This is a genomic window from Psychromonas hadalis ATCC BAA-638 (genome assembly GCF_000420245.1).
Lineage (GTDB): Bacteria > Pseudomonadota > Gammaproteobacteria > Enterobacterales > Psychromonadaceae > Psychromonas > Psychromonas hadalis.
Genome location: NZ_ATUO01000087.1, coordinates 1 through 16,433, shown reverse-complemented (window position 1 = coordinate 16,433; position 16,433 = coordinate 1). Strand labels below are relative to the sequence as shown.

Annotated in this window: 17 protein-coding genes; 8 read left to right on the top strand and 9 right to left on the bottom strand. The window is 38.8% G+C overall.

Annotated features, from left to right (window positions below; genetic code table 11):
* Window positions 1-234: 234 nt before the first annotated feature.
* The gene (locus G322_RS23375) at window positions 235-402 is read right to left on the bottom strand and encodes a hypothetical protein (RefSeq protein ID WP_022941951.1); all 168 of its coding nucleotides are present in this window, start codon (window positions 400-402) and stop codon (window positions 235-237) included.
* Window positions 403-475: 73 nt separating this feature from the next.
* Here G322_RS23375 and dusA point away from each other — a divergent pair, with 73 nt between their 5' ends.
* Entirely contained in the window at window positions 476-1,462 is a 987-nt protein-coding gene (gene dusA / locus G322_RS0111630; protein WP_022941950.1) for a tRNA dihydrouridine(20/20a) synthase DusA, read from the top strand.
* A gap of 24 nt (window positions 1,463-1,486) precedes the next feature.
* On the top strand, window positions 1,487-2,080 hold the full coding sequence (locus G322_RS0111625) for a DUF4136 domain-containing protein (protein ID WP_022941949.1): 594 nt from the start codon (window positions 1,487-1,489) through the stop codon (window positions 2,078-2,080).
* Window positions 2,081-2,127: 47 nt separating this feature from the next.
* Here G322_RS0111625 and panM read toward each other — a convergent pair whose 3' ends face one another.
* The 4 genes from panM to gpmM all read right to left on the bottom strand — a co-directional run bounded on the left by panM (window position 2,128) and on the right by gpmM (window position 6,263).
* Window positions 2,128-2,550, bottom strand: a complete 423-nt coding sequence (gene panM / locus G322_RS0111620; protein WP_022941948.1) for an aspartate 1-decarboxylase autocleavage activator PanM — start codon at window positions 2,548-2,550, stop codon at window positions 2,128-2,130.
* Between the two features lie 14 nt (window positions 2,551-2,564).
* Window positions 2,565-3,395, bottom strand: a complete 831-nt coding sequence (locus tag G322_RS20600; RefSeq protein ID WP_022941947.1) for a divergent polysaccharide deacetylase family protein — start codon at window positions 3,393-3,395, stop codon at window positions 2,565-2,567.
* 15 nt (window positions 3,396-3,410) lie between these two features.
* On the bottom strand, window positions 3,411-4,640 hold the full coding sequence (locus tag G322_RS0111610; protein ID WP_022941946.1) for a murein hydrolase activator EnvC family protein: 1,230 nt from the start codon (window positions 4,638-4,640) through the stop codon (window positions 3,411-3,413).
* Window positions 4,641-4,733: 93 nt separating this feature from the next.
* Entirely contained in the window at window positions 4,734-6,263 is a 1,530-nt protein-coding gene (gpmM, locus tag G322_RS0111605; RefSeq protein ID WP_022941945.1) for a 2,3-bisphosphoglycerate-independent phosphoglycerate mutase, read from the bottom strand.
* A 187-nt stretch (window positions 6,264-6,450) separates the two neighbouring features.
* Here gpmM and G322_RS0111600 point away from each other — a divergent pair, with 187 nt between their 5' ends.
* The 4 genes from G322_RS0111600 to gpsA all read left to right on the top strand — a co-directional run bounded on the left by G322_RS0111600 (window position 6,451) and on the right by gpsA (window position 8,794).
* Complete coding sequence (locus tag G322_RS0111600; protein ID WP_022941944.1) at window positions 6,451-6,879, top strand: rhodanese-like domain-containing protein; 429 nt, start codon at window positions 6,451-6,453, stop codon at window positions 6,877-6,879.
* Window positions 6,880-6,882: 3 nt separating this feature from the next.
* Window positions 6,883-7,134: a glutaredoxin 3 gene (grxC, locus tag G322_RS0111595; RefSeq protein WP_022941943.1), complete on the top strand. Its 252-nt coding sequence runs from the start codon at window positions 6,883-6,885 to the stop codon at window positions 7,132-7,134.
* Between the two features lie 126 nt (window positions 7,135-7,260).
* The gene (gene secB / locus G322_RS0111590) at window positions 7,261-7,758 is read left to right on the top strand and encodes a protein-export chaperone SecB (RefSeq protein ID WP_022941942.1); all 498 of its coding nucleotides are present in this window, start codon (window positions 7,261-7,263) and stop codon (window positions 7,756-7,758) included.
* Between the two features lie 28 nt (window positions 7,759-7,786).
* Window positions 7,787-8,794, top strand: coding sequence for an NAD(P)H-dependent glycerol-3-phosphate dehydrogenase (gpsA, locus tag G322_RS0111585; protein ID WP_022941941.1), 1,008 nt, complete (start codon window positions 7,787-7,789; stop codon window positions 8,792-8,794).
* Between the two features lie 61 nt (window positions 8,795-8,855).
* On the opposite strand, the gene G322_RS0111580 is transcribed toward gpsA, so the two are convergent.
* The gene (locus G322_RS0111580) at window positions 8,856-10,130 is read right to left on the bottom strand and encodes an HD domain-containing phosphohydrolase (protein WP_022941940.1); all 1,275 of its coding nucleotides are present in this window, start codon (window positions 10,128-10,130) and stop codon (window positions 8,856-8,858) included.
* Between the two features lie 165 nt (window positions 10,131-10,295).
* On the opposite strand from G322_RS0111580, the gene G322_RS0111575 reads away from it, so the two are divergent.
* Entirely contained in the window at window positions 10,296-11,726 is a 1,431-nt protein-coding gene (locus G322_RS0111575; protein ID WP_022941939.1) for a sigma-54-dependent transcriptional regulator, read from the top strand.
* Between the two features lie 216 nt (window positions 11,727-11,942).
* On the opposite strand, the gene G322_RS24240 is transcribed toward G322_RS0111575, so the two are convergent.
* Window positions 11,943-12,206: a glycosyltransferase gene (locus G322_RS24240; protein ID WP_245542315.1), complete on the bottom strand. Its 264-nt coding sequence runs from the start codon at window positions 12,204-12,206 to the stop codon at window positions 11,943-11,945.
* Window positions 12,207-12,396: 190 nt separating this feature from the next.
* Between G322_RS24240 and G322_RS24820 the strand changes: the two genes are divergently transcribed.
* Complete coding sequence (locus G322_RS24820) at window positions 12,397-12,558, top strand: UDP binding domain-containing protein (RefSeq protein ID WP_022941938.1); 162 nt, start codon at window positions 12,397-12,399, stop codon at window positions 12,556-12,558.
* Between the two features lie 199 nt (window positions 12,559-12,757).
* On the opposite strand, the gene G322_RS0111565 is transcribed toward G322_RS24820, so the two are convergent.
* Together G322_RS0111565 and G322_RS0111560 are read right to left on the bottom strand one after the other, a co-directional pair.
* Entirely contained in the window at window positions 12,758-14,545 is a 1,788-nt protein-coding gene (locus tag G322_RS0111565) for an ATP-binding protein (RefSeq protein ID WP_022941937.1), read from the bottom strand.
* 301 nt (window positions 14,546-14,846) lie between these two features.
* Window positions 14,847-16,061: an ABC transporter substrate-binding protein gene (locus G322_RS0111560; protein WP_022941936.1), complete on the bottom strand. Its 1,215-nt coding sequence runs from the start codon at window positions 16,059-16,061 to the stop codon at window positions 14,847-14,849.
* Between the last annotated feature and the right edge of the window lie 372 nt (window positions 16,062-16,433).

Below are 16,433 nucleotides of genomic sequence, written 5' to 3'. Positions count from 1 at the left end.
AATGAGTTTTTTAGCCTTACCCTTCCCGAAATTGGTAGTACTTTAACGAGTAGAATTAATGACAACTTTCAAACCTTCAATTTTGCAGTTTGAAGTGCGATGAGCTAGATGCGAAATATTATCAAGTCGTTTGGGTATAAGCCGTTTTTTTAATGAGTAAAGAAGCATGACATTGATGCCGATAGTCTGGCGCACAGGCAACCCCGGTTAACAATCACTCACTTTTAATTGGCTTTATTTTTGCACTACAAATAATTCCAACTCATTTTTTAAGATAAAAAGCGCTTCATTTTCACCTGTAAGCCCCTTGTTATAAACCCGTTTGTAAAATTGATTTACCAACGGGTATTTCACCTTTTCAAGCTTAACAAAATGGCTGTCTGGAGTTGCTTGTCTATCCATTGGAATCTTTTACTCTCTTAGCTGTTCACGTTACAATTAACCTTTCATTGCCCATTATAGTTGAATAGATCTTATGCTTTCAAAAGTTATTTACCCATCAAACCGCTTTTCCATCGCCCCGATGCTTGATTGGACCGATAGGCATTGTCGCCATTTTCATCGTGTGATGAGTAAAAATACGCTGTTATATACTGAGATGGTGACCACCGGGGCTATTTTGTACGGTAAAGGAGATTACCTGAAAAAGGGTGATGCAGAGCATCCTGTTTGTTTGCAGTTGGGTGGTTTTGCTGCGCTTGATTTGGCTAAATCTGCGTTAGCGGGCAAAGAGCGTGGTTATGATGAGATAAACCTCAATGTCGGTTGTCCTTCTGATCGTGTGCAAAATGGGCGTTTTGGCGCGTGTTTGATGGCGGAAGGGGATTTAGTGGGTGATGCAGTTAAAGCGATGCAGGACGCTTCTGGTTTACCTGTTTCTGTGAAAACACGTATTGGTATTGATGATTTAGATTCCTATGAGTTTTTGTGTGATTTTATTGACAAGGTGCATAACAAAGGTTGTGATACTTTTATTATCCATGCGCGCAAAGCATGGCTGAGTGGCTTAAGCCCTAAGCAGAACAGAGATGTTCCTCCTCTGGATTATGAGCGTGTTTATCAGCTTAAAAAAGATTTTCCGCAGTTAACCATCGCGATTAATGGTGGCATTAAAACCTTGGATGAGTGTGAAGAACACCTGAAGCACTTAGATGGTGTGATGCTCGGACGTGAAGTGTATTCAAATCCCTATATTTTAAGCTCGGTTGATCAGCGTTTATTTAAAGGACAGGGTAAAGTATTAACACGCTTTGAAGTATTAGAAGAGATGTATCCTTACATTGAGCAACAGCTCAGTGATGGATCATATTTGAATCATATCGCTCGACATATGTTAGGCTTATTTCAAGGTTTGCCTGGAGCGCGCGCTTGGCGTCGTCACTTGAGTGAAAATGGACATATCTCTGGATCTTGTATTAAAACAATGCAAAAAGCAGCTTCATTTGTGACTGAAAATCAATAGAGAAAGATAATTGCGGAGATTAGCATGAAAAAAATGGTATTAATGTTGAGTTTAATAACATCCTTTTTTATCATTACAGGATGTAGTTCGTCGGTAGAGCAGGCGCAACAAGAGCGTAAAGCAAAGCGTATGACGGTGGTTAGTAGTGCGAAACCTGCAGATGTATTACCTGCATTTACTAGTTTCACTTGGAGCAAAGAGTATAGTCATGTGTTATCGACGATTAATGATGGTAGTGAAAGAGAACTTCATCAATATATTCGTGGTGAAATTATCCGTTATCTGAAAACTAAAGGCTATGTTTATCAACCCGATCCGATTCAAGCGGATGTGGTGATAGGTTATCTTTTTGCATTAGAAGATGACTTGGCAGATCAAAAAATACAACAGAAGTTTGGTTTGTTGCCTGGGGTGAATAGTCGTGATATTACTGACAAACGTTATGAAAAAGGCTCTTTTTTATTAGCTGTATTAGATACAAAATTAGGCCAAGTTTATTGGCGCTCTGCGATGCAGGGTTTTGTTGATTTTGAAAAGGACAGGTCGGATACCGAGACAAATAATATGCAAATAGTATTAGGTATGATGATGGGAGGTTTCCCTAAAGCGGGTCGATAAATTTCCGTTGTAATAATAAAAAAACCATGCTTGCGTGGTTTTTTATTTTATAGCTCTTTCAGAAAAATTTGCCCATTGAGCTGGTAACCACAAACTAACATAAAGTGTTTTAATCCTTGTTGTTCACTCTCTTTTATATCGGTTAACGATAATTGAACCGTATTAATGCCTCTTTCTTGCAACTGCTTCTCTACTTCACGTAACAGATTTTTTCCGACACCGCGGCGACGAGTAATGTCACGGATGCATAACAGCGTTAATTCTGCTTTTTGCTGCTGGATTGAAACTTGCACTGCACCGAGGTGACGTGCATTAAACAAGGTAGTAAAAAATAGCTTATTAGGAATACTGATTAACGTTTGTAATGCTTCAACTGTGAGTTGTTGTTCATCGAGATAGCCGTGATATAGCTTTTTAAGATCGATAAAGAGTTGTGGAGAGCTGGTCGGGGAAAAAACAGATAAACGCATGGTAGACTCTTATTTTATTGTGTTTGCTGGGTTTGGTCATTAATGGCATCGTGGATGACCATGTTATTCACTTGCTGTTGTTCACTACGTTTTTTGGCCATTGCTAAACGTGCACTTTGTGGCAACAATTCTTGCAGTGCAACTAACTCCACTTGGCTATTTTTTTGCTTAAACTTTTTGGCTAAAAACTGGATGGTTTCAGGATAAGGATGGGCGATAATAACAACAGAGTGTTGTTTTCTGCCCAGTTTTATCGCTAGTTGAAACTGTTTTTCCATCGCTTTTTCTGTTTTGATATTATCTAAAAAAACATGCCGTCTGAGTACGGGAGTACCTGAAATTTTAGCGGTACTTTCTGCGATGGTTTGTGCTGTTGTGCGACTATCAAGGAAATATAACCCCTGTTTGTTGAGCACATCCATTATCCATTTCATCTGTTTTACTTGCTCTGTTAACACGCTACCCATGTGGTTATTAATGCCTGTTGCGTCGGGCAGGTAGTGCAGTGCTTTCTGGAGCTGTGCTTTAAAATCAGGCTCTTGCATATCGAGCATTAGCGCACCTTTACCTAACTTGCTATTATTCGTTTTTGCTTGCATCGGTACGTGTAATAACAGTTCTCGTTGCTGCTTTTGAGCAAGCTGTGCAATTTTTTTAGCATGCGGGGTGTAGGGCAAAATTGAAAATGTGATTTCTGAGGGCAGGTTGAGTGCTTGGAAATCATATAAGCTGTTACCGATATCATCTAACACAATGGCAAGTTGAATGGCTGGTTTTGCAATGCTAAGCGGGCTTTGTAACACCATAAACAGGGCAATAATTAAGCTTGTTAGTCGACGTTTCACTGTGTAATTACTCTCTTAACGGCGACGTGGCTGAAGCCATTTCAGAGGATCTTGCGCTTTACCTTTATGGCTTAGCTCAAAATAGAGACTATTTCTTTCTTGGCCTCCACTGTGACCTGCGAGTGCAATGGCATCCCCTTGGAAAACAATATCCCCTGTTTTTTGTAGTAGTGTTTGGTTGTAACCATATAAGGTGATGTAATCATCACTGTGATCAAGCGCAATGACCATGCCGTAACCTTTGAAATAACCTGCGAATAAGACTCTTCCTGTGGCAACCGCGCGTACTTTTTCTCCTTCGTTAGCAGAGATAGAGATCCCTTTCCATGTTATTTGAGCGCTACGTTTACTACCAAAACGCGCTAATACTTTACCGCGTATAGGCCACTTTAGTTGTCCTTTTAATTTGGCGATTTTAGAGTGGCTTTGCTCTGCATTTTTAGGCGTGATTTTCTTGGTAGCTTTTGCTTTGGCAGCTGCTAACTCTTTTTCTTGGCGGATCTCTTTTTGTCTTCTGAGTTTTTTCTTGAGGTTTTTCTCTGCTTCACTTAGTTGTGCTAAACGTGCCGATTGGTAGTTAATATCTTGTTTGAGTTCACGCAGTGCTTTGTTACGTTTCTTGCCTTCTTCGAGCAGTTTTGCTTTACTTTTAACTTGTTCATCACGCATTGTTTGCAATGCAATAAGTGATTCTGCTTGCTCACTTCTATTTTTTTCAATGCGCAGTTGTGTTACTTGCAGTTGTTCAATGCTTTCAAGGCGTGCTTTATTAAGGTAGTGGTAATAACTTTTAGCGCGAATTATTTTGCTGAGATCTTCTTGATTAAGCAGTAACTTTACTAAATCATTTTGACCGGCCATATAAGCACTAATTAATTGCTGTTCTAGCAGTTTTTGCTGTTTTACTTTGTCTATTTTTAATTGTTTAGTTTCATCTTTTAGCTCATTCAGACGTGTTGCTTCGAGCATGAGGGCTTGTTCTGTTTGTTGTAGTTTGAGACTTGCTATTGCGGTTTCTTGCTCTGAGGTTGCGATACGATTTTCAAGTGCTTTTTGTTGTTTGTTTTGCTGTGATTTACTGATTTTGCTCGCTTGGATCTGTTTTTGTAGTGTGGATAAGTTTTTTTCAGCCAAGACATTTTGTACTGGTAATACCAAGATAAAAATTAAAAAAAGGCTATTTAGCAAAACAGCGGAAAAAGGGTACTTTTTATAGGGAATATTGTTAACTATTTTGCTATTCATTGATTGTTCTACTTTTTAAAATTCAGTATTTAGAAATTTTACCCAATTTAGCAAAATAAGTTGAGTAAAATAACTAAATACTGCGTGTTCTGTCTATTTTAGTGAGATTAATGGTGTTCCTGTCATCTCCGCTGGGATTTCCATTTCCATCAGTTTAAGCATCGTTGGGGCGATATCGCATAAACGACCGCCTGTTTGCATTTCTGCTTCACGACCTACATAGATAAATGGCACGGGTAAATTAGTATGTGCAGTATGAATGCCCCCTGTTTCAGGGTCGATCATCTGCTCTGCATTACCGTGATCGGCAGTGATTAAACACTCACCATCAACCTCTTTAAGTGCTTCAATGACTTCACCTACACAGCTATCAACTGCTTCACATGCTTTAACGGCAGCATCATAAACACCTGTATGACCTACCATATCACCATTTGGATAGTTACAAATGATCACATCATATTTTTGACTACGAATGGCCGCTGTTAATTTTTCGGTTAACTCAGCAGAGCTCATTTCTGGTTGTAGGTCATAAGTGGCAACGGCGGGTGATTTAATGAGGATACGATCTTCCCCTTTAAACTCATCTTCAATGCCACCATTAAAGAAGAAGGTAACGTGTGCATATTTTTCAGTTTCAGAAATACGTAATTGCGTTTTATTATGATCTGCTAACCACTCTCCTAATGTATTGCTCAGTGATTCACTTGGATATGCAGCGGGTGCGCTAATATTTGCAGCATATTGCGTCAGCGTCGCAAAATTGATGTTGGGTGTAACATGACGATCAAAACCGTCAAAGTTTGCATCTGTGAATGCGTAAGTGATTTCACGTGCGCGATCAGCACGGAAGTTTAAGAACAGTACCGTATCACCCTCTTCGATCGCTGCTTTTTCGCCAATCACCGTGGCTTTAACAAACTCATCATTTTCGTTACGGGCGTAAGCGTCTTCAAGGCCAACCAGCGGACACTCGGCGGTGAACGTTGATTTTGCTTCTGTTAATAGGCTATAAGCCTCTTCAACACGATCCCAGCGCGTATCACGATCAAGTGCGTAATAACGACCAATTAATGTTGCAGTGCGACCAACACCTACTTTTTTATATGCCTCTTCGTATTTAGCCAGCGTACCTGCTGCACTACGTGGTGGAGTATCACGACCATCTAAGAATGCGTGCACATAGACTTTTTTAGCACCACGTTTTGCTGCTAATTCAATGGCGGCAACAATATGGCTATCATGACTGTGTACACCACCAGGTGATGCAAGACCCATTATATGAACCGCTTTGTCTGCTTTTACTGCTTTATCGATGGCATCAACAAACACTGCATTTTCAAAGAAATCACCGTCTTGAATCGATTTTGTTACTTTCGTTAGATTTTGGTAAACCGTACGACCTGCACCAATATTAGTATGTCCTACTTCCGAGTTGCCCATTTGACCGTCAGGTAAACCAACATCCATGCCTGATGCAGAAATAAGATCATTGGGGTAATCTTTGCAAAGTTGATCTAGCACTGGCGTATTTGCATTTGCAACAGCGTTATCTGGCATATCGGGGCGGTAACCCCAACCATCCATAATAAGTAGAACAAGTGGTTTTTTAGCAGTCGTCATAACGATTTCCTTTAATTACAAAAATAAAATTATGGTGTGATTTTACTACATTTGAGACGCTTGTCACTGCGTGGATCAATTGAAGCTGAAATTTACACCATTATTTTACTTTAAATAGTAAGAATTTCTCTCTTTGCTTGATATAATCATCTCGAATTTTTCCTTCTAACTTTAAAAGAGCAAAATAATGCAAGAATATATAGACTTTTTTTCCAACAATCCGATTTTATCACTTGCTTGGGTTGCTATCGCAGTGATGTTAATCCATAGCATGGTAAAAGATAAAATAAGTGGTGTTAAAAGTATTACTCCACAAGAAGCAACCATGCTCATTAATAAACAAGATGCGATTGTTGTTGATGTACGTTCAAATGATGACTTTAAAAAAGGTCATATTGTAAATTCAAAAAATATAACTCTGTCACAAATTGAGAAAGGAAGTTTCTCTGCTATTGAAAACAATAAACAAACCCCCATTATAGTGGTCTGTGAATCTGGTACGCGCTCTGCAAGTGCTGCTGCCAAGTTAGTGAAAGCAGAGTTTACCCAAGTCACTCATCTCTTTTCAGGTATGGGCGGATGGAAATCAGCTAACTTACCAACAACCAAGAAGTAAACGATGGCAACGGTAATTATCTACACCACCGCGTGGTGCCCATATTGTATTCGTGCCAAGCAGTTACTTGATAACAAACAGGTTGAATACACTGAAATTAATGTTTCAGAAAGTGATACGCGCGCTAAAATGGTGTCATTAACGGGTGGCAGAACAGTGCCTCAGATTTTGATTAACGGTCAACCGACAGGTGGTTGCGATGAACTATTTGCTTTAGATCGTAGTGGCAAGCTGGATAAGTTATTCGCTAAATAACTTTTTAACGACTTTTTCGCAAAGGACTTTGCGTGAAAATACCCGAACAATAACGGGTACTAATGCGACAGGAATGTTGCGCTAATAACTATAACTATAAATATAACATTTAATAAGGGAACTCCCATGGCAGAACAACAAGAGCAAGCAGCACAAATCGAATTCAACATTCAACGCATCTTTGTAAAAGATATCTCTTTTGAATGTCCAAATTCGCCAACTATCTTCAAAAAAGAGTGGGCGCCAGAAGTTTCAATGGACATTGATACAAAAAGCCAAAAATTAGAAGATGGTGTGTTTGAAGTGGTACTTACACTCACTACAACAGCTAAAATAGGCGATGAAGTTGCTTTCTTATGTGAAGTACAGCAAGCGGGTATCTTCTCAGTTGGTCAACTTGAAGGGCCACAAATGGCACACTGCTTAAATGCTTTCTGCCCTAACATTTTATTCCCATATGCACGCGAAGCAGTTTCAAGCTTAGTAACACGTGGTACTTTCCCACAGCTTAACCTTGCGCCTGTTAATTTTGATGCACTTTTTCAAAATGCAATGATGCAAAAGCAAGCTGAAGTAGAAAAAGTAGCTGAAGTTGCAAAAGAAACTGCAAAATTAGATTCTTAATCTAACAGACTAATGAATAGGTATTTGAATGGCGCTAGATAAAAAAGCCATTACAGTCTTAGGGGCGGGATCATATGGCTCCGCCCTTGCTGTATCTCTGGCTCGAAATGGTCACCCAACACTGATTTGGGGACATGAAGCAGATCATATAGATCGCTTACAAAAGGATGGTGAAAACAGGGAGTTTTTACCGGGTATCTCATTTCCTGAGTTGTTGACAGCAGAAGCTGATTTGGCAACTTGTATCGCCGCGACCAATACTATTTTGTTAGTAGTACCAAGCCACGTCTTTGGCTTGGTACTAAAGCAGATAAAACCATTGTTAACGCCTAAGCATCGTATCGCATGGGCAACCAAAGGGTTAGAGGCACAAACAGGGCGTTTATTACAAGAGGTTGCTAAAGATGTGCTGGGTGATAAATACCCACTGGCAGTGATTTCAGGTCCTACTTTTGCAATGGAAGTGGCAAAAGGGTTACCGACTGCGGTTGCAGTTGCAGGATCTGATCCTAAATTCACGCAAGATATTGCTGATTTTTTCCATAATAAACGCAATTTTAGAACCTATATTTCCGATGACTTTATTGCCGTGCAGCTCGGTGGCGCGGTTAAAAATGTGATTGCTATTGGCGCAGGTTTAGCTGATGGTTTAGGTTTTGGTGCCAATGCACGCACCGCACTGATTACCCGAGGGCTGGTGGAGTTAACGCGTTTAGGTGTTGCCCTTGGTGCAAAAGAAGTCTCATTCATGGGCATGGCGGGTTTAGGTGATTTGGTATTAACTTGTACCGATAACCAATCGCGTAATCGACGTTTTGGTTTGGCATTGGGTCAAGGCAAAGGGATAGAGCAAGCACAGGTTGAAATTGGCCAAGTGGTTGAAGGTTACCGAAATACAGAAGAGGTTTATAACCTTGCCAAACGTTTTAATATTGAGATGCCTATTTGTGAGCAGATCTACTACGTGCTTTATCAACAAAAAGCGGTAAAAGAAGCAGCTATTGCACTACTTTCTCGTGATAAAAAAGGCGAGTAATTTTCTTTATCATAAAAACAAAAAGGCTTCATCATGAAGCCTTTTTTATATTGTTGAATTATCAATCTGCCATCGTGTGTACATAAATCAGCAATACCTCCTGTTGTGTATTTTCTAAATGTAATAACTTATCAATATGTAACTGCGTTATTAACGTACCTTTGGTTAATAAAATGGCTTGATGGGTATTATGGATATCTTGTGATAATTGCATGCCAATGCGTAACTGGGCTGCATTGATTAAATACTCAACGGCATCATCTTTTGAATGCGTTAAATTTTTCATCAGTGTTGAAAAACAGGCAATAAGATGCGGATCGTAGTGTTTATCGACTTGTGCTTCAATGAGCTTTTTTGCTTTAACAAAAGAGCAAGACAGTGGCATCTTTCTGCCTAGCAATAAGTTATCAAACGCAGATAAAATAGCGATTAAGCGAGAGATAAAAGGAATCGCTTCACCTTGCAAGTGATCGGGTGCACCCAACCCATCGTAATGGTTAGGAATATGTTTAATTATCTTCGCAATCGGTTTCAGGTTATCAACGGGTTGCATAATGGCTTCTGCTAATGGGTAAAACTGATTGTAGTTAGTTTGCTGATGTTTATTGAGGCTGTCATAACAACAGGTTAATAATGTTTGTGGGATTGCCAACTTTCCTGTTTCATATAATAAGGCCACTAAATGTGCTTGATGGGTCGTTTTATGATCGTAACCAAGTTGCCGTGTGATGCACCTTGCTTGGCTTGCGATGCGCAAATTATGACCAGTATGGTCTTGAGTGTGTAAGGAAATTAAGTTGGCATAGAGTTCAATAAAATTATTTTCGTTTTGCTGTAAATGAGACAAACTTGCATCTAGTTTTGATTGTTTATCTTGAACCACTTTTAATAAAGAATCATTTTGTTGGCTAAGGCGCAGGTTTTCATGGCGATTTTGTTTCAATAATTTAATCGGTAGTAGCTGTTTTTGATAATCAACAAAGGCACTTTTTAAGGTGTTGATTAATTCGTGGTTATCCCATGGTTTATTAAAGTAGTGGCTGATATGTCCCTGATTGACCGCCGCTACTGTAGACGCTAAGTCTGCATGGCCTGTTAAAATGAGTCGTTGTGATTTGGGGTAAATTTGTGCAATTTCACCTAATAAAGTCGCACCATCCATCTCTGGCATGCGCATATCAGACAATACCAAAGGAATAGGATTTTCTTTATAAAAGTGCAGTGCTTTTAATGGGTCGGTAAAGAGAAATAGACGAAAATCTTTGCGTAAAAGTCGCTCAAGCGCACTTAATACCTCTTTTTCATCATCAATGATTAATAACGATGGTTTATTCATTTGTGATCCCTTTTATTACCCTTCATTAGTTTAGATGCAAATTGCTAAAATGTTGCTGTAGATTCTTATTTCTTTCTCTTTAATGCTTCGCAATTTGCAAACACGGCTGTCAATTCTTAGATTTTTTTCTATTCTTAGATCACCGTTCTATACATTGGAGTTGTTATGATTTTATTTGATGACGATCTTTATCAAGCTCAACCGTTAGTTATATTAGTTGATGATGATGCGAATATATTGAGTTCATTGCAGCGTGCATTACGTAATATTCCCGCGACGTTAATGACTTTTACGTCTGCCTATGCCGCACTTGAATACTGCCAAAATAATCAACCTCAATTAGTTATTTCTGATCAGCGTATGCCAGAGATGGACGGGTGTGAGTTTTTACAACGCATGAAAAAAAGGTGGCCATCATCACAGCGAATTATTCTCTCTGGTTATCAAGAGTTTCAAAAAATTTCAGGCGCATTTAATGCAGGGGTCGTACAACGTTTTATCTGTAAACCTTGGGATAATAAAGAGCTTAATTTCATCGTTAATAAAGCATTAGACAGTGATTGCCATAAGGTTGAAAGTCGTGCTCAAAATGAAGCCTTGTTAATCAATTCACCGATTAATTTTCATGGCATGATTGCGGCGGATGAAACCATGTTTGAACTTTTTAACAGCATTACACACGCTTCAACAACCAATGCCCCGGTTTTTATTACCGGTGAAACGGGGACGGGTAAAGAGCTAGTTGCCAAAGCATGTCACTACGAAGGTTTTCATAAAGACCAACCTTTTGTTGCGGTTAATTGTGCAAATTTTAGTGAAAGCTTAATGGAATCACAACTGTTTGGCCATGCAAAAGGAGCATTTACGGGGGCAAATAATGCGCATGATGGGTTATTTTCAATCGCGGGTAAAGGTACGCTATTTTTAGATGAAGTGACAACGCTGTCTAAGCCATTACAGGCAAAATTATTAAGGGTGGTGCAAGAGCGAGAATTCAGTCCATTAGGCTCTAACAAAGTGATTAAATTTGATGCGCAAATTATTTCTGCCTCTTCAAACTCAATCGGGCAAGCGGTATTAGACGGTGATTTCCGTGACGATCTCTATTACCGTTTAAATGTTATCTCTTTGAGCTTACCGGCATTGCGAGATAGAGGGAATGATTTAGTTTTAATCGCAAAATACTTCCTCAAAAAATATTCTAAAATGGAACATAAACATTTTAACCAGTTATCACGGGATGTGATTAAAATAATTTGTGGCTATGATTGGCCGGGTAACATACGTCAATTAGAGAACATATTTCATGCCATGGTAGTGCTTAATACGGGGACGCAGATAACCTCAGAAATGATTATTAAATCGTTATCTACGACCGTCGTGAGTCAGCACTTACCTGTTGCTAAAACGTCGTCAGAGCAAGGAGCAGGAAGCGTTGTTATAGCGCATGGCACAACAGAAATATTACCGCTATGGAAAGTCGAAAAACAGGCCATAGAGGCGGCGATTGATCACTGTGCGGGTAATATTCCTAAAGCTGCTGCCTTATTAGAGGTCAGTCCTTCAACCATTTATCGTAAAAAAATGAGCTGGTAGTTAGGATGAATAATAATGATCTCTGATTTCGACCTACAAAAGTAACTTTAAACAATTAAAAAAGTGTTGTTTCATCACTGATTCTTATACACACGTTTTTAATATGAACTGGAAAATATAACCACGAAGTCGTTACGCAGCGCAGAGAGCAGGAAGTAAAACTGAAACTGGTTATTGTGTTCTTCCTTTTTCTTCGTGCCTTCGTGGTTAATTTTTTTAGGCATTACCACTTCGATAGTGGGAACGAGTGTGTGTTCCATTGCGTAACATGTTGCCAGACCAGCGATGGAAATTTTGTACCATTATTTCCATGCCTGATCCTTCCATCACTTCGACGGTATAACCAAGGGCATCGGGGATATAAAGCATATGTGTCCCTTGTTTTAGCAGGTAGTACCAAGTGCTTTTGTCATCACCCGATAAAAAACGAAAATCACCCCATAACCAATGGTTTAAATGATCTACTTCTAATAGACGAATAAACGCGAGTTGCAGTAAGTTTTTAGCGTAAAATACTGGTCAGTGTTAACACTCTGCACGATAATGCGTGAGACTGCATCGCTAAACGGCGCTGTAAAAAATACATTTTAAGCCACGTTTCTATCCGGCGAGGTCCAATACAGATAGCTTCCAATCTGAGTCATATCAACCACATTATTAACATTATTGAATGCGTATTGGTGTAATAGGGCTAGCGTTTAAAACGGGCACGGATGATTTACGCGAAAGCCCAAGCATCTTGTTGATTAAGCCGTTGTGGCGCTTAGGCTATAAAGTGAGTTTTTATGATCCCTCTGTGTCTAATAAACAAGTTTTAGCTCTCGATCACTGAAGTGAATAAACGTTTACATGCAGCAAGAGCGAGTAACAGTGCACTACAGGTGATAACACATGCGAGCAAGTACAGTTGCGCATGGGGGCTGATGATAAACACATCATTGATACCGTACATTTAAGTAATGATTTAGTGTATAAAAATAACTATCACGGCATTTGTTGGTAGTGCGAAGGCATTCGGATATGAATAAAGATTATGCAGAAATAGCAAGGTAGATGGTAAAGGTAGCTCCTTTACCTTGTATTGATTGCACCTCAATTCTTCCGCCATGCTGCTTGATAATATTATGGCAGATAGACAAACCTAATCCGGTGCCCTTGCCAATCTCTTTGGTGGTATAAAAGGGGGTAAAAATATTTTTTAAATCCTGCTCTTTAATACCACTACCCGTATCTTCAATTTCGATGATAACAAACCCCTTTTTTTGAAAAGTACGGATGTAAATATCACCTTTTTCTGCAATGGCTTGTGCAGCATTAATGATAAGGTTCATAAACACTTGATTGAGCTTGCCGGGATAAATCATCAACTCAGGAAGTTCACTGAGTTGCAGGTGTAATTCGCAGTGGTATTTTATCTCATTATTGACCATTTTGATGGTTGCCAGTAATCCTTTATTGATATCTGATAAGGTTTTATCGGGTGCATCTAGACGTGAAAAATCTTTTAAACTTATCACTATTTCGCTAACCCTATCGATGCCAGATATTGAACTGCTTAATAACGCCGGTAAATCAGCGAGGATATAATCGATGTCATGTTTATTGCTGAGGTATTGCTGTTGCTCCGTTGGTAATTGGTGTTTGCTCTCTTCTATATAAGCATTAAGGCTCAGGGTATATTCCTGAAACACTTGAAAATTGCTCTTAATAAAACCAATCGGATTATTAATTTCATGTGCAATACCGGCCGCTAATATACCAATGCTGGCCATTTTTTCTGACTGCACTAATTGTGATTCACTCAGCTTTAGATCTTGATTCGCTTGTGTTAATTGTTTGTTTGTTTCCTTTAGTGATAACTCTCGTTGCTCAACCTGTTTGACCATTTTATTAAACTTTTTAAATAAACGTGCAAATTCATAAATCTTTATATTTTCATGCAAAACGGTTTGTTGTAATCCTTGCTCTAAATTATCGGTTGCATTAGACAAAGAGACCAAAGGTTTCACAAAGGTATAATGTGCATAAAAATAAGCGGCAATTAATATTAAAAAAGTAACGCTGGCAATGATAAAAGCGATTTCAAAAAGCAGATCATATAAATGTGGGGAAAGCTGTTCTTGGTCAAAAGTGATGCGCAACGTAATAGGCTGTTTTTTCCAATTGATATCAAACGCTGGACCACTAATATCCCCTCCAAATTCAATGACAGTCGTTTGTTGTTGAATTATTTGAATATTAAGGCCTTCTAATTCATTACTTATTTGTGTTTGTTGCTGAATTTCGGTGACAGGTATTTCAATTAATAAGATACCTTGGCTAATATTGTGATAGTGAATAGCGGCCGCAAGTACCCAATAATAATGTTGGTTAAGCTTGAGTAATTGTATGCTACTGGTTTGCTCGGTGTTGAGTAAAGGTTGTAACCAAGCTTGCTCTTTGTAGCTAATTGTTTCTGCTTGTGTTGAATAAAGCGTATTGCCAGCAAAGTCGATTAATGTTTCATTATACTTTTTACCTAAAATACTCAGGTCGGCCATAAAGTCACTTATTTGTCCTAAATGACTTTCTGGTTGCATTAAGGTTTGCAGCATTAATGGAAAGGTCGCGTGTTCTTGTAATAAAATTAAGCGGTCACTTAAAAAGGTGTTGTATTTATGACTGATGGCCTCTGCTTCGCGCTGATTATTATGATTTTGTGCTAGTTGATTAGATTTGACCACTTTATCAATCACTAACGTCGTGATCAGTAAGGCTAATAAAATACAGATCAGGGCAACAAAACGGGTGATCGCAAAAGAGATGGTCTGTTTGGGCATATAATCCTATTAATCAAAAATGCAAGTAACTACTCAGAACGTCGCCATTTAACGTTTGTTCAAATTTAAACTTCAGTTATCTGGCGACAACCGTGTTGAAAAATGCTCACAAATTTATTGGGAATCAATTTGAGCATCCGTAGGATGACCCGCAGGGCGAAGTACAGGATGTACGTAGTATTGAAACGACTAAGCTGCACTTTTCGCCTTGAGCTAGGCATAAATGGCTTAGCCCTGAGCATTTATAATTTATTTTATATAAAAACACCTCAAGTTTATGAGATGCAGAATAGTTAAAAATTTATTTAAGCAGAATGACTTCATTTTTAGGGCCATAAAAACCCATTGTATAATCACTGCTATCGAGTGCTTCGTGTGCATCGGGTGTATCAATATTATAGTTTGAAAAGGGTTGTTGGTATGTTTTTATTAAACCCTGCACGGGTTTTTTTAGATTCTCTAGTGCACGTTTAATGGCTTGTCGGTCGTCAACTGCATCACCCGTTAATCCTGATTGTTTAATGGCCGCAATTAATAATTTAGTTAAATCATACCCATGAATAAAACCACTTTGTGCTTGAATATCATAGGCATCATTTAACTCTGGGAAGGTATCAATGGCATTCTCTAATACTTTTTGTTGAAAGGGGGTGAGTGCTGGATTAAGAAAAGAAAAAGAGGTCTGAATAAACTCAATATCGAGTTTTTTTCGTATAGTGGGGGTTATCTCCTCTGCGAAATCACCTCCGGTGATTCCCCAGTGGCTGCGTATCGGTAGACGAAATTCACTGGGTAATTCTGACATCGCTTTGGCAAACATTTTACCCTCTGGTGCGTTACCAACAAAGAAGATAACATCGGCGCCACTGGCTGTAATATCACGCAGTATTAATCGAGCTTGATTTTTACCCAGTCCCCAGTTAAACCAAGTGATCCCACGCGGAGTGATGTTTGCTTGTTGCAATGCATTGGTCATGGTTTTTTTATTTGATTTCCCCCAGCCAGTATCTTCTAATAATAAAAAGGGTTTGTTGAATCCTTGTTTTAAGGCATGTTGGCTAATAGTGTAACCCGCTTTACTGTCATCAATTGATAATCTAAAAATCCAATTATTTGATGTGCGACTGCGGGTAATCGGGCCCGCTGCTGCCCAAGGGTCGAGCAGTAAAATGTGATTGTTATTAATAAAGGCTTTATTGGCAAGAATCGGGGGAGAGTGTAATCCAGAGAAGACCAGTAGTGCTTGTGGATCTGCTAAAAATTGCTCAAGATGATTTTTGCTGCGCAATGAATTTCCTTGATGATTTTTGTTCTGCACCTCAAATTGATACCCTGAAACGGTAAAATTGACTTCAGCCAATGCGCTGTTAATACCTTGTGAAATAGAGATACTTGCACTTTTCGTGCTCATAAAGTCGGCATCAAGATAAAGTTTGTAGCGCATTGTGTTCGGAGATTGTGCATGGCAAAAAGAGCTTATAAACAGCAATAAAAAACCATAAATAAATTTAATCATGTTTTAGCCCTGTCTTAAAAAATATGAATAATGAACTACTTAGGAATCGTTACACAATAACTTGCGCTAAATTGTTTTCAAAAAACCTGAAATAACTGGTTATTTTTAAAACAAAAGCGCAAGTAATTTTGAAGCCGATCCTTAATTTTTTTCAAAAAGCCTTAAGGAATCGTTACAAAATAACTTGCGCTAAATTGTTTCCAAAAAGCCTTAAGTGACTGGCTATTTTAAAAACAAAATCGCAAGTAATGTTGAAGCCAATCCTAAGTGATTGGCTATTTTAAAAACAAAAGTGCAAATAATGTTGAAGCCAATCCTAAGTGATTGGCTATTTTAAAAACAAAAGTGCAAATAATGTTGAAGCCAATCCTA

What these genes read in the sequence shown, in the direction of transcription:
- G322_RS0111575 (WP_022941939.1), top strand. Translation starts at nt 10,296, where the DNA reads ATGATTTTATTTGATGACGATCTTTATCAAGCTCAACCGTTAGTTATA.
- G322_RS0111560 (WP_022941936.1), bottom strand. Translation starts at nt 16,061, where the DNA reads ATGATTAAATTTATTTATGGTTTTTTATTGCTGTTTATAAGCTCTTTT.
- G322_RS24820 (WP_022941938.1), top strand. Translation starts at nt 12,397, where the DNA reads ATGCGTATTGGTGTAATAGGGCTAGCGTTTAAAACGGGCACGGATGAT.
- G322_RS0111625 (WP_022941949.1), top strand. Translation starts at nt 1,487, where the DNA reads ATGAAAAAAATGGTATTAATGTTGAGTTTAATAACATCCTTTTTTATC.
- grxC (WP_022941943.1), top strand. Translation starts at nt 6,883, where the DNA reads ATGGCAACGGTAATTATCTACACCACCGCGTGGTGCCCATATTGTATT.
- G322_RS0111565 (WP_022941937.1), bottom strand. Translation starts at nt 14,545, where the DNA reads ATGCCCAAACAGACCATCTCTTTTGCGATCACCCGTTTTGTTGCCCTG.
- gpmM (WP_022941945.1), bottom strand. Translation starts at nt 6,263, where the DNA reads ATGACGACTGCTAAAAAACCACTTGTTCTACTTATTATGGATGGTTGG.
- secB (WP_022941942.1), top strand. Translation starts at nt 7,261, where the DNA reads ATGGCAGAACAACAAGAGCAAGCAGCACAAATCGAATTCAACATTCAA.
- G322_RS0111610 (WP_022941946.1), bottom strand. Translation starts at nt 4,640, where the DNA reads ATGAATAGCAAAATAGTTAACAATATTCCCTATAAAAAGTACCCTTTT.
- G322_RS23375 (WP_022941951.1), bottom strand. Translation starts at nt 402, where the DNA reads ATGGATAGACAAGCAACTCCAGACAGCCATTTTGTTAAGCTTGAAAAG.
- panM (WP_022941948.1), bottom strand. Translation starts at nt 2,550, where the DNA reads ATGCGTTTATCTGTTTTTTCCCCGACCAGCTCTCCACAACTCTTTATC.
- G322_RS0111600 (WP_022941944.1), top strand. Translation starts at nt 6,451, where the DNA reads ATGCAAGAATATATAGACTTTTTTTCCAACAATCCGATTTTATCACTT.
- gpsA (WP_022941941.1), top strand. Translation starts at nt 7,787, where the DNA reads ATGGCGCTAGATAAAAAAGCCATTACAGTCTTAGGGGCGGGATCATAT.
- G322_RS0111580 (WP_022941940.1), bottom strand. Translation starts at nt 10,130, where the DNA reads ATGAATAAACCATCGTTATTAATCATTGATGATGAAAAAGAGGTATTA.
- dusA (WP_022941950.1), top strand. Translation starts at nt 476, where the DNA reads ATGCTTTCAAAAGTTATTTACCCATCAAACCGCTTTTCCATCGCCCCG.